Origin of the sequence: Cupriavidus gilardii (genome assembly GCF_013314895.1) — a bacterium.
GTDB lineage: Bacteria > Pseudomonadota > Gammaproteobacteria > Burkholderiales > Burkholderiaceae > Cupriavidus > Cupriavidus gilardii_C.
Window position 1 is genome coordinate 72,029 of sequence record NZ_JABTYE010000016.1, and the last position, 22,045, is coordinate 94,073.

The 22,045-nt window shown below is 67.9% G+C and carries 24 protein-coding genes; 16 read left to right on the forward strand and 8 right to left on the reverse strand.

From position 1 onward, the window contains the following. The first annotated feature begins 213 nt into the window (after positions 1 to 213). Positions 214 to 2,343: a hypothetical protein gene (locus HTY53_RS16485; RefSeq protein ID WP_174107676.1), complete on the forward strand. Its 2,130-nt coding sequence runs from the start codon at positions 214 to 216 to the stop codon at positions 2,341 to 2,343. On the opposite strand, the gene HTY53_RS16490 is transcribed toward HTY53_RS16485, so the two are convergent. After that, entirely contained in the window at positions 2,338 to 2,532 is a 195-nt protein-coding gene (locus tag HTY53_RS16490; RefSeq protein WP_006579486.1) for a DUF2905 domain-containing protein, read from the reverse strand. The genes HTY53_RS16485 and HTY53_RS16490 overlap by 6 nt on opposite strands. Positions 2,533 to 2,546: 14 nt before the next feature. Then, positions 2,547 to 3,743, reverse strand: a complete 1,197-nt coding sequence (locus HTY53_RS16495; RefSeq protein WP_174107677.1) for a class I SAM-dependent methyltransferase — start codon at positions 3,741 to 3,743, stop codon at positions 2,547 to 2,549. 15 nt (positions 3,744 to 3,758) lie between these two features. Here HTY53_RS16495 and HTY53_RS16500 point away from each other — a divergent pair, with 15 nt between their 5' ends. From HTY53_RS16500 to ttcA, 6 genes are all read left to right on the forward strand, one after another. Continuing rightward, positions 3,759 to 4,622 carry an SDR family oxidoreductase gene (locus HTY53_RS16500; protein WP_174107678.1) on the forward strand — a complete coding sequence of 288 codons (864 nt, stop codon included), beginning with the start codon at positions 3,759 to 3,761 and terminating at the stop codon, positions 4,620 to 4,622. An 86-nt stretch (positions 4,623 to 4,708) separates the two neighbouring features. Continuing rightward, complete coding sequence (locus tag HTY53_RS16505; RefSeq protein WP_174107679.1) at positions 4,709 to 5,104, forward strand: dihydroneopterin aldolase; 396 nt, start codon at positions 4,709 to 4,711, stop codon at positions 5,102 to 5,104. A gap of 121 nt (positions 5,105 to 5,225) precedes the next feature. Then, on the forward strand, positions 5,226 to 5,516 hold the full coding sequence (locus HTY53_RS16510) for a nucleotidyltransferase family protein (RefSeq protein ID WP_174107680.1): 291 nt from the start codon (positions 5,226 to 5,228) through the stop codon (positions 5,514 to 5,516). A gap of 80 nt (positions 5,517 to 5,596) precedes the next feature. Continuing rightward, positions 5,597 to 5,689, forward strand: a complete 93-nt coding sequence (locus HTY53_RS24795) for a hypothetical protein (RefSeq protein ID WP_254599989.1) — start codon at positions 5,597 to 5,599, stop codon at positions 5,687 to 5,689. Further along, positions 5,664 to 5,900, forward strand: a complete 237-nt coding sequence (locus tag HTY53_RS24800) for a HepT-like ribonuclease domain-containing protein (protein ID WP_254599986.1) — start codon at positions 5,664 to 5,666, stop codon at positions 5,898 to 5,900. The genes HTY53_RS24795 and HTY53_RS24800 overlap by 26 nt, the downstream gene beginning before the upstream one ends. A gap of 118 nt (positions 5,901 to 6,018) precedes the next feature. Continuing rightward, positions 6,019 to 6,999, forward strand: a complete 981-nt coding sequence (ttcA, locus tag HTY53_RS16520) for a tRNA 2-thiocytidine(32) synthetase TtcA (protein ID WP_174107681.1) — start codon at positions 6,019 to 6,021, stop codon at positions 6,997 to 6,999. Positions 7,000 to 7,036: 37 nt separating this feature from the next. On the opposite strand, the gene HTY53_RS16525 is transcribed toward ttcA, so the two are convergent. Beyond that, the gene (locus HTY53_RS16525) at positions 7,037 to 7,933 is read right to left on the reverse strand and encodes a DUF6279 family lipoprotein (RefSeq protein WP_368041015.1); all 897 of its coding nucleotides are present in this window, start codon (positions 7,931 to 7,933) and stop codon (positions 7,037 to 7,039) included. 43 nt (positions 7,934 to 7,976) lie between these two features. Here HTY53_RS16525 and HTY53_RS16530 point away from each other — a divergent pair, with 43 nt between their 5' ends. The 3 genes from HTY53_RS16530 to glmS all read left to right on the forward strand — a co-directional run bounded on the left by HTY53_RS16530 (position 7,977) and on the right by glmS (position 11,558). Continuing rightward, positions 7,977 to 8,213, forward strand: coding sequence for a hypothetical protein (locus tag HTY53_RS16530; RefSeq protein ID WP_174107682.1), 237 nt, complete (start codon positions 7,977 to 7,979; stop codon positions 8,211 to 8,213). 10 nt (positions 8,214 to 8,223) lie between these two features. Beyond that, the gene (glmU, locus tag HTY53_RS16535) at positions 8,224 to 9,597 is read left to right on the forward strand and encodes a bifunctional UDP-N-acetylglucosamine diphosphorylase/glucosamine-1-phosphate N-acetyltransferase GlmU (RefSeq protein WP_174107683.1); all 1,374 of its coding nucleotides are present in this window, start codon (positions 8,224 to 8,226) and stop codon (positions 9,595 to 9,597) included. A 122-nt stretch (positions 9,598 to 9,719) separates the two neighbouring features. Then, entirely contained in the window at positions 9,720 to 11,558 is a 1,839-nt protein-coding gene (glmS, locus tag HTY53_RS16540; protein ID WP_174107684.1) for a glutamine--fructose-6-phosphate transaminase (isomerizing), read from the forward strand. Between the two features lie 110 nt (positions 11,559 to 11,668). Here the strand turns inward: glmS and HTY53_RS16545 are convergent, their stop codons facing one another. Beyond that, on the reverse strand, positions 11,669 to 13,045 hold the full coding sequence (locus HTY53_RS16545; RefSeq protein WP_174107685.1) for a heavy metal sensor histidine kinase: 1,377 nt from the start codon (positions 13,043 to 13,045) through the stop codon (positions 11,669 to 11,671). After that, complete coding sequence (locus tag HTY53_RS16550; RefSeq protein ID WP_174107686.1) at positions 13,045 to 13,731, reverse strand: heavy metal response regulator transcription factor; 687 nt, start codon at positions 13,729 to 13,731, stop codon at positions 13,045 to 13,047. Before HTY53_RS16550 ends, HTY53_RS16545 begins: the two co-directional genes overlap by 1 nt. A gap of 211 nt (positions 13,732 to 13,942) precedes the next feature. Between HTY53_RS16550 and HTY53_RS16555 the strand changes: the two genes are divergently transcribed. The 5 genes from HTY53_RS16555 to HTY53_RS24940 all read left to right on the forward strand — a co-directional run bounded on the left by HTY53_RS16555 (position 13,943) and on the right by HTY53_RS24940 (position 18,637). Then, positions 13,943 to 15,850, forward strand: a complete 1,908-nt coding sequence (locus tag HTY53_RS16555) for a copper resistance system multicopper oxidase (protein ID WP_174107687.1) — start codon at positions 13,943 to 13,945, stop codon at positions 15,848 to 15,850. A 47-nt stretch (positions 15,851 to 15,897) separates the two neighbouring features. Beyond that, entirely contained in the window at positions 15,898 to 16,935 is a 1,038-nt protein-coding gene (locus HTY53_RS16560; RefSeq protein WP_174107688.1) for a copper resistance protein B, read from the forward strand. 40 nt (positions 16,936 to 16,975) lie between these two features. Continuing rightward, a complete protein-coding gene (gene copC / locus HTY53_RS16565) occupies positions 16,976 to 17,362 on the forward strand; it encodes a copper homeostasis periplasmic binding protein CopC (protein ID WP_174107689.1) in 387 nt (128 codons plus the stop codon). Between the two features lie 4 nt (positions 17,363 to 17,366). Beyond that, entirely contained in the window at positions 17,367 to 18,305 is a 939-nt protein-coding gene (copD, locus tag HTY53_RS16570) for a copper homeostasis membrane protein CopD (RefSeq protein ID WP_174107690.1), read from the forward strand. A 200-nt stretch (positions 18,306 to 18,505) separates the two neighbouring features. After that, a complete protein-coding gene (locus HTY53_RS24940) occupies positions 18,506 to 18,637 on the forward strand; it encodes a hypothetical protein (protein ID WP_255650794.1) in 132 nt (43 codons plus the stop codon). Between the two features lie 152 nt (positions 18,638 to 18,789). On the opposite strand, the gene HTY53_RS16575 is transcribed toward HTY53_RS24940, so the two are convergent. From HTY53_RS16575 to HTY53_RS16585, 3 genes are all read right to left on the reverse strand, one after another. Next, the gene (locus tag HTY53_RS16575) at positions 18,790 to 19,557 is read right to left on the reverse strand and encodes a dienelactone hydrolase family protein (protein ID WP_174107691.1); all 768 of its coding nucleotides are present in this window, start codon (positions 19,555 to 19,557) and stop codon (positions 18,790 to 18,792) included. 84 nt (positions 19,558 to 19,641) lie between these two features. After that, positions 19,642 to 20,454, reverse strand: a complete 813-nt coding sequence (locus HTY53_RS16580; protein ID WP_174107692.1) for a helix-turn-helix domain-containing protein — start codon at positions 20,452 to 20,454, stop codon at positions 19,642 to 19,644. Positions 20,455 to 20,679: 225 nt separating this feature from the next. Next, complete coding sequence (locus tag HTY53_RS16585; protein ID WP_174107693.1) at positions 20,680 to 21,417, reverse strand: GDSL-type esterase/lipase family protein; 738 nt, start codon at positions 21,415 to 21,417, stop codon at positions 20,680 to 20,682. 285 nt (positions 21,418 to 21,702) lie between these two features. Here HTY53_RS16585 and HTY53_RS16590 point away from each other — a divergent pair, with 285 nt between their 5' ends. Continuing rightward, entirely contained in the window at positions 21,703 to 21,984 is a 282-nt protein-coding gene (locus HTY53_RS16590) for a UxaA family hydrolase (protein ID WP_006575911.1), read from the forward strand. The last annotated feature ends 61 nt before the right edge of the window (positions 21,985 to 22,045 follow it).

Sequence of the window (22,045 nt, forward strand, 5' to 3'; positions counted from 1 at the left end):
CACCGCGGCAAGTCACCATCACAAATCGAAAGCGACGGTCTGGAGCGGACAACAGAATGGCGCCTCGCTCGCACGCGGGGGCTGCTGGCCTGCCACTGCATCCGAGCGGGTAGTCGCCGACGCCAGCACCGAAGCGCATCGTCTCTTCCTCGCCATGGTGCCGATCCGGCACGGCAGCCCAGCGTCGGCGTTGTCCTGTCCAAAGGAGGGAGGATGCTGCGGCAAATCGATGCTCATTGCATGACGAACCCGGCGTTCGTGCCGGCCGCGCCTGCCGGGCAAGCCGGGCCGGGCGGGCAGACGCGCGCCACATGGCACGAACTGACGACCGATCTGTTGCGGCACGTCGCAGGCTATCTCGACCATCGCCGCCTTTGCGGGATGGCGCGGGCCGACCGGCGCACGCGGGCGGCACTCGCGCCCATGATCCAGTCGGCAAGGATCGACTGGTGCATCGGCCGCGTGTCCAATCTGTCGACCTTGCAGGCCGCGCTGCGGGAAATCCATGAAGGCGCCATCCCGCCGAACGTCCGCGCCCGCCATATGGCCGCACTGGCAGAACGCCTCACGTCGATGCATCCGTTCGTGGCCGCCAGGGCGTGCGGTCTCATGACCGACTCGGTCGCGACGCTGCCGGCCGACTTGCGCCAGCGCCTGCTGTGCGCATTGCTGTCGTGCTGCGGCAAGTTGGCGCACCTGGCCACGCGCCAACGCATCGTCCACCACGTAGAGATGGCCTGGCACCTGCGCTCGCTGCAAGGACGGCTGTTGCAACTGGCGTGCGGACTGCCGGCGCCTCAGCAGGCTGCGGCGCTGCTCGCCCTTTGCACAGAATTTCCCCGGTTGACCCAGGAGGCGGCCGCCGCGTTGCCCGCATGCCTGCAGCGCGCCATGGCGGTGCCGGGCGCGCAGCATGCGCCGTTGATTGCGCCATTGATAACGGCGATGTGTTGGGCGGTACGTTCGCTCGGCAGGGCCCCGGTCGAGCTGCTGGCCACCGTGCAATCGGCCTACCCGGCATTGGCGCGGCAGGACGGCGCGGCCGCCATGGCGGAGCGCACTGCCGTGCTGTGTGCGGTGGCGGACGTAGCGGGCCCGGCGTGGCTGCATGCCGGCGACATCGACTTGTCGGCCCAGGTGCGGCAGTGGGTATGGGAGGCGCTGCGGGATCTGCCTGGCGAGAGCCGGCTTCGGGTGCTGAGCCGGGTTGCCGCGTGGAGCCATGCCGGATCGTCGCGCGAGCAAGTGCTGGAATGCAGCAACCGGCTGTGGACCGAAGGGCAGAAGGCGTGTACCGATGCGGCGACGCGCGCCCATTGGCTCGCGATCGTCTACAAGGCGGCGCCCGGCGTCTGTGTGGCGCCGCGTCTGTGGGGCGACCTATGGGCAGAGGCGGTCAGGCTGGCACCGCCAGGATGCGCGGTCCTCATCGCGTCGCATGCTTCCTCGCTCGGCCTGCTGCCCCATGAGGCCAGGCGCGACGCCTGGTCCGGGCTGTTTCGGCATGCCGTCGACGTGCTGCCGATCGACCATCGCGCGGGGCCGCTGCAGGCACTGGCCGCCGCGCTGGCGGAATTGAGCGGACCCTTTCCCGATTCCCGCTGGGACGCGATGATCGACGCCGCCGCGGATTTGCCGCCGGCAGGGCGGGCACCGGTCCTGTACGAGTTCTGCGCCGCCTTTCCGGAGCAGTGCGAGCGCCACTGGGATCGCTATCTGCAGCTGCTGGCGCAACTGCCGCCCGATGCGCTGAACGGCGAGCTGCAACGGGCCTGCGATCAGCTGCGTCGGCTCACCGCGGCGATGGCGGCGCGCGCAGTGCCGCGCCTCGCCGCGTTGCTGCAACGCCTTCCCGCCGACCACCGCGAACAACCGTGGCTGGCGCTTTGGCGGCTGGTCGGGGTGATCCTCGGCCCGGCCGACCGGACAGCGGCATGGGAGGCCTTGCTGCGGGCAATGGTCCCGTTGCCGCCGACGCTCGAGCAGAGGTGGCTGGTGGCAGCCGCGGCGATCGATCACGCGGATGCGTGCATGCTGTTGCTCGAGCGCGCCGCCGGCCTGCCGGCGGCCCGGCGCGCCAGCGTGCTGTCGGAACTGGCGCGTGGCTCGGTGGCGGGGCGCCCCAGGGAGACATGGCTGCCCATATGGCAGGCGCTGGTGGAGGCGGTACGGAGCTTGCCGCCGGCGTACCGCGGTTCGCCCCTGCACGCGCTCAGGGAATTGCAGATCGCGTTGTCGGAAGCGGATGGCGGGCCGTGGCGCGAGGCATTGGCGGCGCTGACCGCGCTGTATGAGGGGGTGCCGCCGATCGACCTGCCGCCGGCAACCGGCGCACCGTCATAGCAGCCGGCCGACCACCAGCGCGATCAGCGACAGCAACACCGTCGACGCGAACGGCAGCACCCACTCGCGGCCGAACAGCCGGAAACGCACGTCGCCCGGCAGGCGGCCCAGTCCGATCTTTTGCAGCCACGGCAGCGCGGACGACAGGATGATCACGGAAAGGAAGATGGTCAGTGTCCAGCGCAGCATCGTGGGTTCCGTGGCTACAGGGTGTGGCTGCGGTCGCCCGCGGCAAAGCCGATCGGCACGCTGTCGCCCAGGCCGCGCGTCAGCGCGATGGCCTTGAACAGCTCGCCCATTTCGGCTTCGGACAGCAGCTTCTGCACCGCATTGGCGGCCGGCAGGAAGCTGCGCGGATCGTTCGGGTCCAGCGACATCAGCAGTTCGGTGATGCCGGTATTCATCAGCAGGCGGGCCTGCGAGGCAAAGCCCGCGACTTCGAGGCCGGCGTCCACCGCGGCCTGCGCGATGCCGCTGAAGTTCACGTGGGCAGTGATGTCCTGCAGCCCCGGATAGAGAAACGGATCGGGGTGGGCGTGATGGCGGTAGTGGCACATCAGCGTGCCGCCGGTGCGCTGCGGGTGGTAGTACTCGCTGGCCGGAAAGCCGTAGTCGATCAGCAGGGCCGCGCCGCGCGACAGCATCGCGCCGACCGAGCGGACGAAGCCCTCGGCCTCGGCATGGGTTTCGGTGACAAGGTCATGTTCGCCAGGAATCGCCGCGACGACTGCGGGAATGTCGGAGGGATCGAGCTTTCTGTCGGCGAAGCGGAACCGGGCATCCGTCCCGTGCTCGGCGCCCTCGGCCCGTGCCACGCCGCGCTCATGCCAGACGCCGCCGACCCGGGCGTACAGCCGCACCGGCATCGCATCGAGGACCTCGTTGCCGATCGCCACGCCTTCGAAGCGGGCGGGCAGGGCGTCGAGCCACCGCACGCGTGCGGCCAGATGCGGGGCCCGCTCGGCCAGCGTGGCCTGTTGCCGGGCACGCAGTTCGCCGGACAATTCGACGATCCAGTAGCTGGAGGGCAGGCGGCCTTCGGTTTCGAGCGCGAGCAGCAGGTCCGCTGCCAGCCGGCCGGTGCCGGCGCCGAACTCCATCACCTCGTCCAGGCCGAGCTCGAGCCATTGGGCGACCTGGCGGGCCAGCGTGCGCGCGAAGAACGGTGTCAGTTCAGGTGCGGTGATGAAGTCGCTGCCGTCGCGCACGTCGCGGCCGAACTTGGCCGCGCCGCCGCTGTAGTACCCGAGCCCGGGCGTGTAGAGCGCCATCGCCATATAGCGGTCGAAGCCGAGCCAGCCTTGCGCGGCGTCGATCGCCCCGCCGATGCGCGTGGCCAATGCCGTGGAGGCATCGAGCGCGTCCGCGGAGGGAAGGGGTAAACTACCGGTTTTCTGCATCCCGCGATTGTAGCAATGCCAGATTTCACTTCTGCTGCCGCTCCTTCCAGCGCTGCCTCGGCAGTTGGCTCCACCGCTGCCGCCGCCGCGTCCGCCTCGTCGACGCAGGCCGCCGCGCCCGACAGCCGCGGTATTGCACTGGTGACGGGCGGCGCCCGCCGCATCGGCCGGGCCATCGCGCTGGAGCTGGCGGCGCGCGGCTGGGATATCGCGGTGCACTGCCATCGCTCGCGCGAGGAGGCCGAGGAGGTCGCCGGACAGATCCGCGCCCTCGGCCGCCGCGCCGCGGTGCTGCAGGCCGACCTCGCCGACGAGGCCGCCACCGGGGGGCTGATCGCCGCCTGCACCGCCGCGCTCGGCACGCCGACCTGCCTGGTCAACAACGCCTCGCTGTTCCAGTACGACGTCGCCACCAGCTTCTCCTACGGCTCGCTCGACACCCATATGCGCACCAATGTCGCTGCGCCGCTGCTGCTGTCGCGCGAGCTGCACCGGGCGCTGCCGGACGATGCGCGCGGCGTGGTGATCAACCTGCTGGACCAGAAGCTGGACAATCTGAACCCGGACTTCCTGTCGTACACGCTGTCGAAGGCCGCGTTGCAGACCGCCACCATGCAGCTGGCCCAGGCGCTGGCGCCGCGCCTGCGCGTGGTCGGCGTGGCGCCAGGCATCACGCTGGTGTCGGGCGACCAATCCGGCGGCGGTTTCAAGCGCGCCCACCGGATGACGCCGCTGGGCCAGTCCTCGACGCCGGACGATATCGCGCAGGCCGTGGCCTATCTCGCCGAGGCCCGCGCGGTTACCGGCACCACGCTGTATGTCGACGGCGGCCAGCACCTGATGCCGCTGGCGCGCGACGTGATGTTCCTGACCGAATGACTTCCCTGGAGCCGGCGCCGCCTGTACCATCGGCGGCCCTTGCCGGTTCCCGGCTCCCTTCTCTCCGCCCTCTCCCTCACGCCGCCATGTCCGCCGCTCTTTCCCATCCCAGCCTGCAAGACTGCCGCCGCATGTTCCTGCGCAACTACGAAGTGCAGATCAACATCGGCGTGCACGAGTTCGAGAAGAAGGGCGAACAGCGCGTGCTGATCAATATCGACCTGTACGTGCCGCTGGCGGAAAGCACGCCGCACGACGACAAGCTGCACGAGGTCGTCGACTACGACTTCATGCGCAATACCGTGGCCGAGCGCATGGCGCTGGGCCACGTCCATCTGCAGGAAACGTTGTGCGACGACGTCGCCCGGGCCATGCTGCGCCATCCCAAGGTGCGCGCGGTGCGGGTGTCGACCGAGAAGCCGGATGTGTATCCGGACTGCGAGTCGGTGGGGGTCGAGGTGTTTCATATCAAGGCGGCGTAAGCCCCGACGATGCGGCCCGATATATACGGGCTCTCGAAACGAGGGGGGTTGTCCTATTGCTCTCCGGCGTCTTTCCCCTATCATTTGCCGAGAAGTCCCACTCTTAGCAGATTGGTGAGCCATGCGACCCTCGAAGGCATTTCAAGCGCATCGCGCTGCGATCCGAAACATCATCGAGAGCCATCACGGCTCCAACCCTCGGGTGTTTGGCAGCGTGCTGCATGGATCGGATACGGCGGCAAGCGATCTCGATATCCTGATCGACCCTACGCCGGAGACCAGCCTGCTCGATATTGGGGCCATGCGGCTCGCGTTGCGTCGCCTGCTGGGCGTCCCCGTAGACGTCGTGACGCCCAACGCCTTGCCGGAGCAGTTTCGAGATGAGGTCGTCAATGAAGCGGTCCCGGTATGAGCCGAGACCGGCGCAGGCTGATTGATTACCTTGGCCATATGCTCGAGGCGGTGCAGCAGGCAGGCTCGTATGTCGTTGGCATGGACGAGTCGGAGTTTCTGCGCAATCGCCTGGTGCAGGATGCCGTAATCCGGAATATCGAAATCGTTGGCGAAAGCGAGCCGCAACATTGAGCGTCATTACCCGGAATATGTCCGGGAGAATCCGGATGTTCCTTTCTCCGCGGCATACGAAATGCGAAACGTGCTTGCGCACGGCTATTTCAAGGTAGATCTTCAAGCGGTATGGCTGACGGTGAAACGCGATCTCCCGGCGATCGCTGCGCAGATCACTCCATTGCTCGCGGCGCTTCGCCAGCAAGAAGGGGCTGAACCAACCGCCTAGGCCTGTCCGTCCCCCGGAGGTGCCGCTCCCATCCCCGGCCCCTTCCCCTGATACCCGCTAGAATGGCGTTCTTTGCCGTAGGGCCGGCGCGCGCAGTGCCGGCGAGAGCTATTCCGCCATGACCGAAACCACCCACTCCAGGAACTTCTACCGCCTCGAGACCTATCTGCAATCGCAGACGGGCCGTGCGATCGGCGACTTCAAGATGATCGAGGACGGCGATACGGTGCTGGTCTGCCTGTCGGGCGGCAAGGACTCGTACACGATGCTGTCGGTGCTGATGGCGCTGCAGAAGCGGGCGCCGATCGACTTCAAGCTGATCGCGATGAATCTCGATCAGAAGCAGCCGGGCTTCCCCGAGGACGTGCTGCCGCGCTATCTGGACGGTATCGGCGTGCAGTACGTGATCGTCGAGGCCGACACCTATTCGATCGTCAAGGAGAAGGTGCCCGAGGGCAAGACCACCTGCTCGCTGTGTTCGCGGCTGCGCCGTGGCGTGATCTACCGCACCGCGAAGGAACTGGGCGCCAACAAGATCGCGCTGGGCCACCATCGCGACGACATCGTCCAGACCTTCTTCCTGAACATGTTCTTCGGCGGCAAGATGAAGGCGATGCCGCCGAAGCTGGCCACCGACGACGGCCAGCACATCGTGATCCGCCCGCTGGCGTATTGCTCGGAGAAGGACATCGCCGCCTATGCGCGCGCGATGGCATTCCCGATCATCCCCTGCAATCTGTGCGGCTCGCAGGAGAACCTGCAGCGCAAGAAGGTCAAGGAGATGCTGCTCGAGTGGGAGCGGCAGAATCCGGGCCGCATCGACAATATCTTTTCGGCGCTGAAGAACGTGGTGCCGTCGCACCTGGCCGATACCGAGCTGTTCGACTTCAACGGTCTGGCGACCGGGCTGGCGAAGGTCGACGAGGCCTCGCTGTTCGGCGATTCGACCTTTTCGCAGCAGCCGCTGGTGTTCGCCGGCGGCAGCGCCGAGAACCGGATGGAGTTCGTCCGCTTCGAGAAGCCGTCGGCGCGCGAGGCCCGGCCCGAGCGCGCTGCCGAGGCGGGGGCCGCCGCCGCAGCGGCGTCGGCCGCGGAATAAAGCCGGGCGCCCGAGCGCCCGCGTTTCCCCTCCTGCTTCAGCTCGCCGCGCGCGACGGCACCGTGGCCGGCTGCCGCGGTGCCTCGCGCATCAGCGACTGCGTATCCTCGATCCACTTCTGGAAGCGCTCGACCGCGTGGCGCTTCTGCTCCGGCGTCGTCATGTTGGCGATCTGCGCCGCCACCGACAGTCCCGCCTCGGTATTGGCCTCGTAGCTGACGCGGCGCTCGCGTGTCGGCGGCGCCTGCCACTGGTCGCCGAAGCGCTGCAGCAGTGCGATCACGCGGGCCTTGGGCGGATGCTCCGCCTGGACCTGCCGGACCAGCGCCATCCATGCCTGCTGGCGCTTGACCCGTTCGGCGAAGCGCGCTTCGGCGTTGTCGACCACCGGACCGAGCGCCGTGCGGATGGCGTCCTGCTGCTCACGGGAGAAGCGCCCGTAGATCAGCGTGGCCCACTCCATCACCTTGTCGTAGCGGGCTTCCAGCCGATCTTCCCGGCTGCCGCGCAGGAATTTCTTCCGGTACTTCTCGTTGCCGTCGGCGAACTTGCGCTCCATCCGCTTGATCTGCTCGGGCGTCAGCGTCAACAGCAGATCGGCGACATCGGGTATCGCATGGTCGAAGGCCACGCGCGCCATGCGCTGCGTGTCGTCGCGCACGCGTTCGAGCTGGGCCTCGGTCACCGGTCCCTGGACCTCGCTCTTGGCGCGTTGCAGCAAGGCGGCGATCTCGGGCAGCTGCTCGCGCCGATGCCAGGCGAAGAAGCGGGCGATGGCGTCGCGCGTCTGCGGTTCCTGGTCATCGGAGACGTCGACATAGTTGTCGATCCACCAGTAGGCAAGGTGGTCGCCCTGCTGATAGCCCAGCTTCATCGCATTGCAGGCGGTCAGCAACACCAGCATCCCCGCCGCGATCAGTTCGCGCCACCGCACATTGTGAATTTGCGCAACAGCCGGCAAGCGGCGGATACCCCCCATGCTAGAATCGCCGGACGCGCTGACGGCCGCTGGCCGCCGCCCGCCGAGCCAGCTCTGGCAACGGTTTGCGGGCGATGGCGAGGTGCCGGCGACGGCTTCCGCACGAGCCCGTCCATGGCGGGATGAGGCCGATGACCGGCCCATCGCCAGCCAGTTGCGCCAGCGCCCGGCTGTCACGTCGGGGCTGGTCGCGCGTCTTTCCGATCCGGATGTCAATTCGGGCGCACTCACTTAGGAACCTCCTCGTGAACATCGTCATTCTCGCCGCCGGCATGGGCAAACGGATGCATTCCGATTTGCCGAAGGTGCTGCATCCGCTGGCCGGCCGGCCGCTGCTTGCTCATGTGATCGATACCGCGCGTACATTGTCGCCGACGCGGCTGGTGGTGGTCGTGGGCCATGGCGCCGAGCGGGTCCAGGCGGCGGTCGCGGCGCCGGATGTCGCCTTCGCGCTGCAGGCGCAGCAGCTGGGAACCGGCCATGCGGTGATGCAGGCGCTGCCGCTGCTCGATCCGGCCCAGCCCACGCTGGTGCTGTACGGCGACGTGCCGCTGACCCGAGCGGACACGCTGGCCCGTCTGGTGGAAGCCGCCGGGCAGGACCGTTTCGGCATCCTGACCGTCGAGATGGACGATCCGACCGGCTACGGCCGCATCGTGCGCGACGCCGCCGGCAGCATCGCCCGCATCGTCGAGCAGAAGGACGCCAGCGACGCCGAGCGCGCGATCCGCGAGATCAATACCGGCATCGTGGTCTGCCCGACCGCGAAGCTGACCGAATGGCTGTCCACGCTGCGCAACGACAACGCGCAAGGTGAGTACTACCTCACCGATACCGTCGAGCGCGCCGTCGCCGATGGCGTCGAGGTCGTGTCCGCCCAGCCGGGCGCGCTGTGGGAGACGCTGGGCGTCAACAGCAAGGTGCAACTGGCCGAACTGGAGCGGCTGCACCAGCGCAACCTGGCGATGCGCCTGCTCGAAGCCGGCGTGACCGTGCTCGATCCGGCCCGGATCGATATCCGGGGCGAACTGACATGTGGCCGAGACGTCACGATCGACGTGGGGTGCGTGTTCGAAGGACGGGTTCACCTGGAAGACGGCGTGCAGATCGGTCCTCACTGTGTGATCCGCGATAGTCGCATCGGTTCCGGCGCACGTGTGCTGGCCTTCTGCCATCTGGAGCAGGCGCAGGTCGGCGCGGACGGCAGGATCGGGCCCTATGCCCGTCTGCGTCCCGGCACCGAGCTGGCCGAGGACGTCCATATCGGCAACTTCGTCGAGGTCAAGAACAGCCAGATCGCCGCGCACAGCAAGGCCAACCATCTGGCTTACGTCGGCGACGCCACGGTGGGCTCGCGCGTCAATATCGGCGCCGGCACCATCACCTGCAACTACGACGGCGTCAACAAGCACCGCACGGTGATCGAGGACGACGTCTTCATCGGCTCGGACTCGCAACTGGTGGCGCCGGTCACGGTGCGACGGGGCGCCACGCTGGGCGCCGGCACCACGCTGACCAAGGAAGCCCCGGCCGACCAGCTGACGCTGTCGCGCGCCAAGCAGATGACCATCCCCAGCTGGCAGCGTCCGGTCAAGCAGCCCAAGCAGGGCACGAAGTAAGATAGGCGCACCGCGCTGGCCGGCGCGCAAGGCCTGGGCGGGCGGCATAAGCGCCCGGCATCCAGACATCGAACAAAGCATCAACGCAGGCGGTCACGAGCCGCTGCACCAGGGAGAGCAACATGTGTGGCATCGTCGGCGCGGTTTCGACGCGCAATATCGTTCCGGTTCTGATCGAAGGCCTGCGCCGCCTGGAATACCGCGGCTATGACTCCTGCGGCGTGGCGGTGGTCCGCGAAGACACGCTCGAGCGCGCCCGCACCGTGTCGCGGGTGGCGGACCTGGACGAACAGACGCGCGGCTCGGGCCTGTCCGGCACCATCGGCGTGGCCCACACGCGCTGGGCGACCCACGGCAAGCCGGACACCATCAATGCCCACCCGCACTTCTCCGGCGAGACCATCGCGCTGGTGCACAACGGCATCATCGAGAACTACGAGCCCCTGCGCGACGAACTGCGTGCCGCCGGCTACGGCTTCGATTCGCAGACCGACACCGAAGTGGTCGCCCACCTGGTGCACCAGGCCTACACCTATCCGAGCAGCGCCACGCGCGGCGACCTGTTCGCCTCGGTGCGCGCGATCACCAAGCGCCTGCACGGCGCCTACGCAATTGCCGTGGTGGCCAAGGATCAGCCGGACGTCGTGGTCGGCGCGCGCGCCGGCTCGCCGCTGGTGGCGGCGCTGGGCGAAGGCGAGGCATTCCTGGCATCGGACGCACTGGCCGTCGCGGGTACCGCAAACCGCGTGATCTATCTGGAAGAAGGCGACGTGGTCGAGGTGCGGCGCGACGCGATCACGGTCCACGACCTCAACGACGAGCCGGTCGAGCGCGAAGTGCGGGTCGTGGAGGCGCACGCTGCGGCGGTGGATCTCGGCCCGTACCGGCATTTCATGCAGAAGGAAATCTTCGAGCAGCCGCGCGCGCTGGCCGACACGCTCGAGGGCATCGAAAGCATCGAGCCGAGCCAGTTCGGCGAGCGCGCCGCGCAGGTGTTCGCCAATATCGACAGCGTGCTGATCCTGGCCTGCGGCACCAGCTACTACTCGGGCTGCACCGCCAAGTACTGGCTCGAAGCGATCGCCCGCATCCCGACCCAGGTCGAGGTGGCCAGCGAATACCGCTACCGCGTGACGGTGCCCAATCCACGCCAGCTGGTGGTCGTGATCTCGCAATCGGGCGAGACCGCCGACACGCTGGCCGCGCTGCGCCATGCCAAGAGCCTGGGCCACGAGCACACGCTGTGCATCTGCAACGTCGCCAGCAGCGCGATGGTCCGCGAAACCGAGCTGCGCTTCATCACGCGTGCCGGCACCGAGATCGGCGTGGCCTCGACCAAGGCCTTCACTACGCAGCTGGCCGCGCTGTACATGCTGACGCTGGCGCTGGCGAAGCTGCGCGACACGCTGTCGGAGGAAAGCCAGGCCAAGGCGCTGGCGAACCTGCGCCACCTGCCCGCCGCGCTGCACGGCGTGCTGGCGCTCGAGCCGCAGATCATCGCCTGGTCGGAAGACTTCGCCCGCCGCGAGAACGCACTGTTCCTCGGCCGCGGCCTGCACTACCCGATCGCGCTGGAAGGCGCGCTGAAGCTGAAGGAAATCTCGTACATCCACGCCGAGGCCTATCCGGCCGGCGAGCTCAAGCACGGCCCGCTGGCGCTGGTGACCGAGGCGATGCCGGTGGTCACGGTGGCGCCGAACGACGCGCTGCTGGAGAAGCTCAAGTCGAACATCCAGGAAGTGCGCGCCCGCGGCGGCCGCCTCTACGTGTTCGCCGACGCGGACACCCACATCACGTCGACCGACGGCATCCAGGTGATCCGCCTGCCCGAGCACTACGGCGACCTGTCGCCGATCCTGCATGTGGTGCCGCTGCAATTGCTGGCGTATCACACGGCCTGCGCGCGGGGTACGGATGTCGACAAGCCGCGCAATCTGGCGAAGTCGGTGACGGTGGAATAAGCGGACGGTCCCGGAAAGGGCGCTGCGGCGAGGTAGGCCGCAGCGCCCTTTTTCTTTGTCGACAGCGACAAGCCGCCAGCCGCCCGCCGCCCGCCGCCCGCCGCCAGCCGTCAGCTCGCCTGCTTCGGAAACCGCAAGGCAAACCGCGTCTTCCCCCGCTCCGACCGCACCGCGATATCCCCGCCATGCGCGAGCATGATGGCCCTGGTGATCGACAGCCCCAGCCCCACGCTGTCCGACTCCGGCCTCGTCCGCGACTTGTCCCCCCGCGAGAAGCGATCGAAGATCGAAGGCAGCAGGCCCGGGTCGATCTCGGGGCCATCGTTCTCCACCGCGACCTCGACGTGTTCGCCGGCGTCCGCCACGTCGACGACAATACTGCCGCCCGGCGGCGTATAGCGCAGCGCGTTCGAAATCAGATTGCTGAGCGCCCGCCGCAGCATCAGTCGATCACCACGGATCCGGCCGTCTCCCTGCAGCGCCAGCCGCACCGCCTTGTCTTCGGCCAGCGCCTCGTAGAAGTCGAACAGCGCGCGCACCTCGTCGGCGATGCGGATCGCCTCGGTGTTCGGCAGATCGAGCCCGTGTTCCATCTTGGCCAGATACAGCATGTCGGACACCATGCGCGCCAGGCGTTGCAGCTCCTCGGCGTTCGAGGCGAGGATCTCGCGGTATTTGGCGGCATCGCGCGGCTGCGACAGGGCGACCTGGGTTTGCGTCATCAGATTGGTGATCGGCGTGCGCAGCTCGTGCGCCAGGTCCGACGAAAACTCGGAGAGCCGGCGGAAATCGTCCTGCAGCCGGGCCAGCATCGCGTTCAGGTTCGCTGCCAGGTCGGCCATTTCGACGGGAACGGCTTCGACCGGCATCCGCTCGTACAGCTTGCTGCCGGTCACGGTCTGCGCGCGCGAGGCCATGGTGCGCAAGGGCGACAGTCCCCGTCGCGCCGCCCACCAGCCGAGCACGCCGCTGGCCAGCGCGGCGAGCGCGATATAGAACACCAGCGACTGGCGAAAGGCGTGAATGAAGTGGTCGTGGATCTCGGTGTCCATGCCGACCAGAATGCGCAGCGGCTCACCTGTAGCCGGATCGCGCACGGTACGCACCATGCCGCGATACAGCTGGCCGTTCTGCCGCCATTCGAGCGCGTCGTCGTCAGCGCCGCCTCGCGTCGCCGCATCGAGGGCCGGGAGGAAATCGACGCCGGGGCTGGCAAACAGCGGATCGGCTGTCCCGCCCTGAACATGGATCAGCAGGCCGCCGTGGTGCTTCTGCGCATCGGCCAGCCGCGCGGCCATGCCGTCGGCCGGTCCGGCCGTGGCGATCCGCTCGACCATCCGCAGATTGTCGCCAAGCAGCGCGTAATCCTGATCGGCGAAATGCCGGTCCATCGCCGAGAAGATCAGCCATCCCAGGCCCAGCAGCACGCACGCCGAAGTCAGCGAGAACAGCGCGGTCAGCCGGGCCGTCAGTGACAGGCGCGGCATCAGTCGGCGTCCTCCGGGTTTTCGAGCACGTAGCCCATGCCGCGCACCGTCTGGATCAGCTTGAGGTCGAAATCGTCGTCGATCTTGGCGCGCAGGCGGCGGATGGCGACGTCGATCACGTTGCTGTCGCTGTCGAAGTTCATGTCCCAGACCTGCGAGGCGATCAGCGAGCGCGGCAGCACCTCGCCGCGCCGGCGGGCCAGCAGTTCGAGCAGCGAGAACTCCTTGTTGGTCAGCACGATGCGCCGGCCCGCGCGCGTCGCGCGGCGACGAGCCAGGTCCAGCACCAGGTCGGCGATCTGGATGCGGTCCAGCGCCACCTGCGTGGCGCCGCGGCGCAGCAGCGTGCGGACGCGCGCCAGTAGTTCGGCGAAGGCGAACGGTTTGACCAGATAGTCGTCGGCGCCGAGTTCCAATCCCTTGACGCGATCGGCGACGCTGTCGCGTGCCGTCAGGAACAGCACCGGGACCCGGTTGTCGGCGGCGCGCAGCGTCTGCACGATGCGCCAGCCGTCGACGTCGGGCAGCATCACGTCGAGCACGATCAGGTCGTAGGTTTCCGTCATGGCCAGATGCTGGCCGTCCAGGCCGTTGGCGGCCAGGTCCACCACGAACCCCGCCTCGGTCAGACCCTGCCGCAGGTATTCCCCGGTCTTGGCCTCGTCTTCGACTACCAGCAATTTCATTTGCGCTTCCCGCTTCCCGTCTCGCGCGGCAACCATGAGGCGCCCGCAGCCGCTGTCGCGATAGTGTAGGGCGAGGCCAACCAACATGACGCGAACATTACCGGAATGTAATGTCGAGGTAATTGGCCGGTTACTGCGCCGTCCTTATGCTGGCGACGCGATAGAAGCGATAAACGCGATAGAACGCGATAGACCACAAGGAACCGCCTCCATGCCTCGTTTTGCCCCGCCCGCCCTGGCCCTGCCGCCCCATCTGTCCCGCCGGCGCTTCGTGCAAGGTCTGGTCGCCGGCGGCGTGCTCGGTGCGCTGTCGGGCTTGCCGGCCGCGGCATGGGCGCAGAACGCGGGCGCGCCACGGCGCGCGGGCAGCGGCAGCGCGCCGGTGCTGACCGGCACCGAGTTCGACCTGGTCATCGAGGAGGCGGTCGTCAACTTCACCGGCAAGCCGGCCATCGCCCACACCATCAACGGCATGCTGCCCGGCCCGACGCTGCGCTGGCGCAAGGGCGATATGGTGACGATCCGCGTCACCAACCGCTTGCGCGAGCCGACCTCGATCCACTGGCACGGCATCATCCTGCCGTTCGAGATGGACGGCGTGCCAGGCATCAGCTTCCCCGGCATCGCGCCGGGCCAGACCTTCACCTACCGCTTCAAGGTCGTGCAGAGCGGCAGCTACTGGTACCACTCGCACTCCGGCTTCCAGGAGATGACCGGCGTCTACGGCGGCCTGATCATCGACGGCGACGACGATTCGATCCGCGCGGACCGCGACCATACCGTGCTGCTGTCCGACTGGACCGACGAGGACGGCATGCGGGTGCTGTCCAAGCTCAAGACCCAGAGCGACTACTACAACTACAACCAGCCCACCGTCGTCGACTTCTTCCGCGATGTCGCCAACGACGGCGTCAAGGCGGCCGTCGACAAGCGTCGCATGTGGAACCAGATGCGGATGAGCCCGACCGATCTGGCCGATCTGTCCGCGCATACGCTGACCTACCTGACCAACGGCGTGACGCCGGCCGGCAACTGGACGGGCCTGTTCAAGCCGGGCGACAAGGTGCGGCTGCGCTTCATCAATGGCAGCGGCAATACCTTCTATGACGTGCGCATTCCGGGGCTGAAGCTCAAGGTCGTGCAGGTCGACGGCCAGAACATCGAGCCTGTGACGGTCGACGAATTCCGCTTCGGCCCCGGCGAGACCTGCGATGTCCTGGTGGAGCCGCGCGACGAGGCCTACACGATCTTCTCGCAGTCGATGGACCGCACCGGCTACGCGCGCGGCACGCTGGCGACGCGCGAGGGGCTGCAGGCCGCCGTGCCGGCGCTCGACAAGGCCGAATGGCTGACCATGACCGACATGATGGGGGACATGGGGGCGATGGGCGCGGCTGGGATGGCAGGCATGGGCCATGGCGGCGGGCACGACCACGGCGCCACGCGGGGCACGCATGGCACGCACGGGGCGAACGGCATGCACGGGGCGCACGGGGCGCATGGCATGCACGGTATGCACCACGGTGGCATGGCGATGGACCACAGCCAGCACGCGATGCCGGCGATGCGGTCGGATGGCTCGCTCAAGGTGCCCGGCAAGACCGCCCGCCATGCGCGCACCGAATACGGCCCGAGCACCGACATGCGGGTCGATATGGCGCGCACCAATCTCGACGATCCGGGCATCGGTCTGCGCAACAACGGGCGGCGCGCGCTGACGCTGGCCGACATGCGGACCATCGGCGGTCCGATGGACCCCCGGGGGCCGGGGCGTGAGGTCGAGCTGCACCTGACCGGCAACATGGAGCGCTACACGTGGTCGTTCGACGGCCTGGAGTTCGGCAAGTCGACGCCGGTCTACTTCCGCCACGGCGAACGGCTGCGGGTGATCCTGCACAACGACACGATGATGACCCACCCGATGCACCTGCACGGCATGTGGAGCGAGCTGGAGACACCGGACGGCGACTTCCAGGCGCGCCGGCACACGATTCCGGTGCAGCCGGCGCAGCGCATCAGCTTCCTCGTCACGGCCGATGCTGTCGGACGTTGGGCCTGGCATTGCCATCTGATGATGCATATGGACGCAGGCATGTTCCGCGAAGTGCTGGTGGCCTGATGGGCCCGAGCTTCCATCCGAATTCCAAGACGCACGGGGCCCGAGCCATGCCAACGAAAACACTCCTTGCCATCCTGCTGGCGTCCGCCGGCATTCATGCCGCCTGGGGGCAGCAAGCGCACCAGCACGATCACGCCGACCATCAGCAGCACCAGCAGCACCAGCAGCACCAGCAGCATCAGCGGCATCAGCAGCATGACGAGCACGCGCAGCATCATCAGCACCAGCACCAGCACCAGCACCAGCACCAGCACCAGCAGACCGACCACGGCACCAAGCCACCACCGTCCCGCGGCACCGCCCCGCAGCCGGCGATGGACCACGGCGACATGAAGATGCAGGGCGGCAGCGCGCCGCCCGACGCGCGTGACCCGCACGCTTACTCCGGCGGCCATCGCCTTGGCGTCGGGCAGTACGCGCTCGGCCCACATCGCCAGTTGCATATGGCCGACGAGCATCTGTTCGGCTCGGTGCTGGTGGACCGCCTCGAGTGGGCGCGCGGCACCGAGACCAGCGCGGCCGCGTACGAGGCACAAGCCTGGTTCGGCGGCACCTACGACCGGCTGGTGATCAAGGCCGAGGGCGAAGTCGAACGCGGCAAGGTGCACGAGGCTCGCACCGAGCTGCTGTGGGGCCACGCCATCGCCAGCTATTGGGACACCCAGCTTGGTATCCGCAACGACGCCGGCCACGGCCGTCCGGCGCGCAACTGGCTGGCGTTTGGTGTGCAGGGTCTGGCGCCATACTGGTTCGAAGTCGACGCCACCGGCTACCTCGGCACCGAAGGGCGGACGGCGCTGCGGCTGTCGGCCGAGTACGAACTGCTGATCACGCAGCGGCTGATCCTGCAGCCGCGCATCGAGGCGAACTTCTACGGCAAGAACGACCGCGAGGTCGGCGTCGGCAGCGGCCTGTCCAACGGCGCCGTCGGCGTGCGGCTACGCTACGAGTTCAACCGGCAATTCGCGCCGTACATCGGTGTCGAGCGCTACCAGACCTTCGGCAATACGGCCGACATGGTGCGCGCATCAGGCGGGCGCAGCGGCGAGACGCGTTTCGTCGCCGGCGTGCGCGTCTGGTTCTGAGCCGTACCGTCTTTCTCGCTGACTTCTCAGGGAGCGTCCCATGCGTGCGATCCGTACGACCGTCCATACCTTGCTGCTCGGCGCGGCGCTGCTGAGTGGCCACAGCGCCTTCGCGCACCCCCGGCTGCTGTCATCGACACCCGCGGACAACGCCGAAGTGTCCGCGCCGGACCGGATCGAGCTGCGCTTCTCCGAGGGCCTGGTGAAGCAGTTCTCCGGCGCCAATCTGCTGATGACAGGCATGCCGGGCATGGCCAATCATGGGCCGATGAAGATTGCGGCCGCCGTGTCGCCGGGAGAAGACGCGAAGACGCTGGTTGTCACGCCGGCCAAGCCGCTGGTGCCCGGCAGCTACCGTCTGGAATGGCGTGCGGTCGGGTCGGATACGCATCCGGTCAGCGGCAAGGTCTCGTTCCAGGTGAAGTGATCCGATGCCGGCGGACTGGCCGACCGTTCTGTTGCGGTTCGCGCTGTACCTGGACCTGATGCTGGTGTTCGGGCTGCCGTTTTTTGTCGTCCATGCGCTGCGCGGCGACGAGCGCCGATCGCGCTTCGCCACATCGGTGCTGTACGCAGCAGCCGGTGGCGCGATCGCCGGACTGCTTCTGTCCGTCGGCAATCTGCTGATGATGGCCAAGGCGCTGTCGGGCGTCGCGCAATACGCACATCTGGACCCGGAAACCGTCGGCATGGTGCTGAGCGCCACCGACTTTGGCGTGGCCTGGGGTGTGCGGATGGCGGCGCTGCTTGCCGCGTTGCTTGCCCTTTCACTGCGCGGCCTGCCACACGGGCTTCGCCTCGGCATCGCGACCGTTGCGGCGGCCGTGGCGCTCGCCACGCTGGCGTGGGCGGGCCACGGCGCCATCGGCGAGGGAGCCCGCCGCTACCTTCATCTCGGCGCCGACATCGCGCATCTGCTTGCGGCCGGTACCTGGGTCGGCGCGTTGCTGGGCTTCGTCGTCATGGCCGCCCGCGCGCCGCACGCGACCCCGGCCCGGCTGGCGCTGCTTGGCCGCACCGCCACCGGGTTTGCACGCGTCGGCACGCTGGTCGTTGCCACGCTGGTGCTGACCGGCGCGATCAACTACTGGCTGATCGTCGGCCCGTCGCTGGCCTCCATCGCCTCGACCCCCTACGGCGTGCTGCTGCTGGCGAAGCTGGCGCTGTTCGGCGCGATGCTGGGGCTTGCCGCCCTGAACCGCTATCGCCTCAGCCCGCGCCTGGCCGCGGCGCTGGTCTCCGGCGAACCGCGCTGGGCAGCAGCGGCGCTGCGCCGCAGCCTGTGGCTGGAAACCGGCTGCGCCGCGGCGATCCTGGCGCTGGTGGCGTGGCTCGGCACACTGTCGCCGGAGCCGCTGCAAGGGGGGTAGCGGCTTCGGGCCCCGGCGCGTTTGCAGCATTGACAATACCTCGTGCAGATTCTGCGACATCGACTGCCTTACCGATGCGCATGACCCCTACGCTGCGGAGGATAGGTCTCCCAACGCGGGTATCACGCCGATCCGCGTGCTGGCACGCTCGATGCATCGGTTCGAGTCCGGACGTCTTGTCCGCACATCCGGAGACCATCATGACTCAGCAACAGCAAGGCCAAGGCCAAAAGAGCGGCAGCAAGCAGCAGCAACAGCAGCAGCAAAGCAAGGGCGGCCAGCAGCAGCAAGGCGGCCAACAGCGCGAGCGCAAGCAGCAGCAACAGAAGTAAGGCAGTGCGGGAGGATGCGGCGGCGAATGCCCGGAGGGCTTCGCCGCTTTTTTTGCGTTACAGCAATCGGACCATCAACCTTAGGACGCTTGCTCGTCGAACTTGTCCCACAGGGCGGACTTGAACCATGCCGGCATCCTGTCGGGCTTTTTTCACTGTCCGAGTAGTGGGTGGCATTCCTTTGCGCTCAACTGCTCGGCCAGAAACGCCTTCATCGCCGCCCACGAGCGCCTGTCGGCCTTCGCGTCATAGACGATCCCCCGCTCGGGGAAATTTGCGCCGGCGAAGGTGAAGGCGTGGCGCGCGTGCCCATAGGCGTGCAATTGCCAGTCCGCCCCGGCGTCGGTCAGTTCGCTGGCGATGGCCAGCACATCGGCCGGCGGCGCGACCGGGTCTCCCCAGCCGTGCAGCAGCAGGACGCTTGCGCAGATCGGCTCCTGCCTGCCGATTCCTGGCGGCTGTAGCACGCCGTGAATGCTGATGGCGGCGACCAGGTTCGGCGGCGCCGCGCGCGCCAGGTCCAGCGCGCACAGGCCGCCGAAGCAGTAGCCGACCGCGGCGATGCGGCCCGGATCGACGCCGGGGAGCGCCATGGCGGCATCGAGCCCGGCCAGCAGCCGTCGCCGCAGCAGGGCACGGTCGGCCAGCATCGGATTCATCAGATGCGAGTTGTCGCCCATCGGGTCGCCGCGCACGCCCTTGCCATAGACGTCGGCGGCGAAGCAGACGTAGCCCAATGCGGCCAGCCGGTCCGCGCTGCGCTTGATGGGATCGCTCAGGCCGCTCCACTCGTGGGCCAGCAGCACGCACGGCGCGGACGGCCCGAGGCCCGCGGGCCGGGCCACGTAACCCTCGAAGGTCGTCTCGCCGTCGGTGTAGTCGATCGGCGTTCGTTCCAGCGCAATCTCTTCAACGTCCATACCCACCTCCTGTCGTGTGCCATCGGAGGATGCCGCTGCGCGGACGCGCCGTATTGAACGTTTGGGACGCCGGACGTCGCCTCGTCAGAGATAGAAGGCCGGACCGTCGCCCGGTTGCCGGCCGAAATACTCGGCCAGCTGCGAAGGCCCGCCGCGGGCGTAGCCGCCCGGGGTCTGGGCCAGCCGACGCCGCCAGTTGCGGATCTGGTGCGCCTGGTCGCTGAAGCCGGTCAGCGGATCGCCATCGCCGCGTTGCACGGCCTGGATGCTCGACTGCAGCCGTTCCAGGTCCATCAGCTGCTTGGGGCCAAGGCCGAGATGCCGCTCGAACCATCGGTGCAGTTGGCGGCGATCGACGGCGGTCAGCCGGGCGATGTCCTGCACCTGCCGGCCTTGCCGCAACAGCGCGTGGGCTGCCGCGAGGGTCGGCAGTTCCATTGGCGCGCGGGTGGCGTCGAGGCGCCGCAGCAGCCAGTCGTCCAGTTGGCGGGCGATCCGGGCCGGCGACCACGCGGCGCTGAGGTCTGCCTCGAGCGCGCAGGCCGCCCCGTCGCCCAGGTAGCTGGCGAGGTCCATCAGGCGATCCTTGCAGTCCGGGCCAATGCCGGGAAATAGCCGCGCCAATCCCACGGCGCTGAACATCGCCATGACGAAATACGTGTCCGACCACGAGCGCCAGCGGCGGCTGGCCGACTGGAAACCCAGCAGCGAGACCTTCGGGACCGTGGCGCCGCCCTCCATCGCATTCGGGCGGCCGAAGTTGACCGACAGCACCGCGCCCGGATACGGGCAGGTCACGATCGGCTGCCCTTCGTACAGGCCCTCCAGATCCTGGACGAACCAGTAGCCGTTGACATAGGGCGCCAATGCGGGGCAAGGGGCGATTACCTGGAACATGGCGGCGTCGTTGGAAAGGCAGTGCGGAGGCGGAGGACAGGCGACGGGCGATGTTCCCCCGCAACGGATGACGTCGAACATACCAGAAGCCGGGCCCTGGAGCGCTGCCCACGCCGGTCCCGGGGAATGCCTCCGCGGCCGGCACGCCGCTATCGCGTCGTCAAGCCCCCAACGCGTCGTCACTGCTCCTGCCCGTCGCCACGCCCCCACCGTGTCGCCATGCCCCTATCGCGTCGCCACGCTGGCGCCGCGCAGATACGGCAGGATCACGGCCTTCCAGCGCGCGTAGCCCTCGCCGTTCAGATGCACGCCGTCATAGGTGTACGCGCGGTCCAGGTTGCCGTCGCGGTCCGCCAGCGCGCTGCCGACATCGATCCATTCGACCCGATCGTCCCCGGCCGCCAGTTCGGCCAGCAGCGCATTGAATTGCGCGACGCGGCCATTGTCGCGGCCGGTGTCGCGGACTTCGCGGTTGATTGGCAGCGTGCTTTGCAGATAGATCCGCGTGCCTGGAGACACGCGCTTGACCGTGTCGACGATCTGCCGATAGCGGTCGAACACGTCGCGCTCGTCGTACGCGCCGAGGTCGTTGATGCCCGCCATCAGGAACAGCTTGGACGGCCGCGTCTTCGCCACCGATTCGATGCGGTCGAGGATGCGCGCCGTCGAATCGCCGCCGATGCCGCGATTGACGACATCGTGGTGGCCGAGAAACTCGCCCCATTCCCCCGCTTCGGTGATCGAGTCGCCGACGAAGACGATCTTGCCGGCGGGCAGCGCGGCATCGAGCGAGCGTAGATGCTGCAGCCGGCCGGCGCTGTAGCCCGAGCCATCGTCGCGGTGCTTGAGCTTGAAGGCCAGATAACTGATGCCGCCGAGGCGGTGGATCGCCATCACCGTGGCGCTGACGAACGCCAGATTCAGCAGCAGCGACGCCACCAATAGCAGTCTGATCGGACGCATGACCGACTCTCCAGATAAGCGGAGGTTGGGGCGGCCGATCTCCCTCCGGCACCGGGCAGCCGCGTCCATGGAAAGCTCCGCGAAAGCCGATCTTCGGACGGCGCGTGCGCCTTTGTCCGTGCGACAGCAAACGCTTCTCATTTCAAAGGCGGGTTACGTTGGGACGCCAAGGCGCTCGAAGTGCACATCGATATACATCTAATTCATATAGATGAGTTGGTTGACCTTTATGAGTTACCGACCTATGATCCGATGCACGCACCAACCCACAGAGGAGACACAACGATGATTCACGTCGTACTGCACGACGCCAAGGACACGGTGGCCGTGGCCGTGGTGGAAGGGATCGAGGCGGGCACCGAGCTCAACGCCTGGATCATGGACGAGGACCGCACCATCACGGTGACCGCGCGCCAGCCGATTCCGATCGGCCACAAGGTGGCGCTGCGCGACATGGCGCCGAACGACACGGTCTACAAGTACGGCGTCGACATCGGCAAGGTGGTCGCGCCGATCAAGGCCGGCGAACACGCTCACGTGCACAACATCAAGACCAAGCGCTGGTAAGCGGCGCCGCCGGGCAGTCCGCGCGGGAAGGTCCTTCGATCCCCGCCATTGCAGCCATCGC

Bases quoted from the DNA above. Each gene is read 5' to 3' on its own strand.
- HTY53_RS16485 (WP_174107676.1), top strand. From the start codon at position 214: ATGCTGCGGCAAATCGATGCTCATTGCATGACGAACCCGGCGTTCGTG.
- HTY53_RS16490 (WP_006579486.1), bottom strand. From the start codon at position 2,532: ATGCTGCGCTGGACACTGACCATCTTCCTTTCCGTGATCATCCTGTCG.
- HTY53_RS16495 (WP_174107677.1), bottom strand. From the start codon at position 3,743: ATGCAGAAAACCGGTAGTTTACCCCTTCCCTCCGCGGACGCGCTCGAT.
- HTY53_RS16500 (WP_174107678.1), top strand. From the start codon at position 3,759: ATGCCAGATTTCACTTCTGCTGCCGCTCCTTCCAGCGCTGCCTCGGCA.
- HTY53_RS16505 (WP_174107679.1), top strand. From the start codon at position 4,709: ATGTCCGCCGCTCTTTCCCATCCCAGCCTGCAAGACTGCCGCCGCATG.
- HTY53_RS16510 (WP_174107680.1), top strand. From the start codon at position 5,226: ATGCGACCCTCGAAGGCATTTCAAGCGCATCGCGCTGCGATCCGAAAC.
- HTY53_RS24795 (WP_254599989.1), top strand. From the start codon at position 5,597: ATGGACGAGTCGGAGTTTCTGCGCAATCGCCTGGTGCAGGATGCCGTA.
- ttcA (WP_174107681.1), top strand. From the start codon at position 6,019: ATGACCGAAACCACCCACTCCAGGAACTTCTACCGCCTCGAGACCTAT.
- HTY53_RS16530 (WP_174107682.1), top strand. From the start codon at position 7,977: ATGCTAGAATCGCCGGACGCGCTGACGGCCGCTGGCCGCCGCCCGCCG.
- glmS (WP_174107684.1), top strand. From the start codon at position 9,720: ATGTGTGGCATCGTCGGCGCGGTTTCGACGCGCAATATCGTTCCGGTT.
- HTY53_RS16545 (WP_174107685.1), bottom strand. From the start codon at position 13,045: ATGCCGCGCCTGTCACTGACGGCCCGGCTGACCGCGCTGTTCTCGCTG.
- HTY53_RS16550 (WP_174107686.1), bottom strand. From the start codon at position 13,731: ATGAAATTGCTGGTAGTCGAAGACGAGGCCAAGACCGGGGAATACCTG.
- HTY53_RS16555 (WP_174107687.1), top strand. From the start codon at position 13,943: ATGCCTCGTTTTGCCCCGCCCGCCCTGGCCCTGCCGCCCCATCTGTCC.
- HTY53_RS16560 (WP_174107688.1), top strand. From the start codon at position 15,898: ATGCCAACGAAAACACTCCTTGCCATCCTGCTGGCGTCCGCCGGCATT.
- copC (WP_174107689.1), top strand. From the start codon at position 16,976: ATGCGTGCGATCCGTACGACCGTCCATACCTTGCTGCTCGGCGCGGCG.
- copD (WP_174107690.1), top strand. From the start codon at position 17,367: ATGCCGGCGGACTGGCCGACCGTTCTGTTGCGGTTCGCGCTGTACCTG.
- HTY53_RS24940 (WP_255650794.1), top strand. From the start codon at position 18,506: ATGACTCAGCAACAGCAAGGCCAAGGCCAAAAGAGCGGCAGCAAGCAG.
- HTY53_RS16575 (WP_174107691.1), bottom strand. From the start codon at position 19,557: ATGGACGTTGAAGAGATTGCGCTGGAACGAACGCCGATCGACTACACC.
- HTY53_RS16580 (WP_174107692.1), bottom strand. From the start codon at position 20,454: ATGTTCCAGGTAATCGCCCCTTGCCCCGCATTGGCGCCCTATGTCAAC.
- HTY53_RS16585 (WP_174107693.1), bottom strand. From the start codon at position 21,417: ATGCGTCCGATCAGACTGCTATTGGTGGCGTCGCTGCTGCTGAATCTG.
- HTY53_RS16590 (WP_006575911.1), top strand. From the start codon at position 21,703: ATGATTCACGTCGTACTGCACGACGCCAAGGACACGGTGGCCGTGGCC.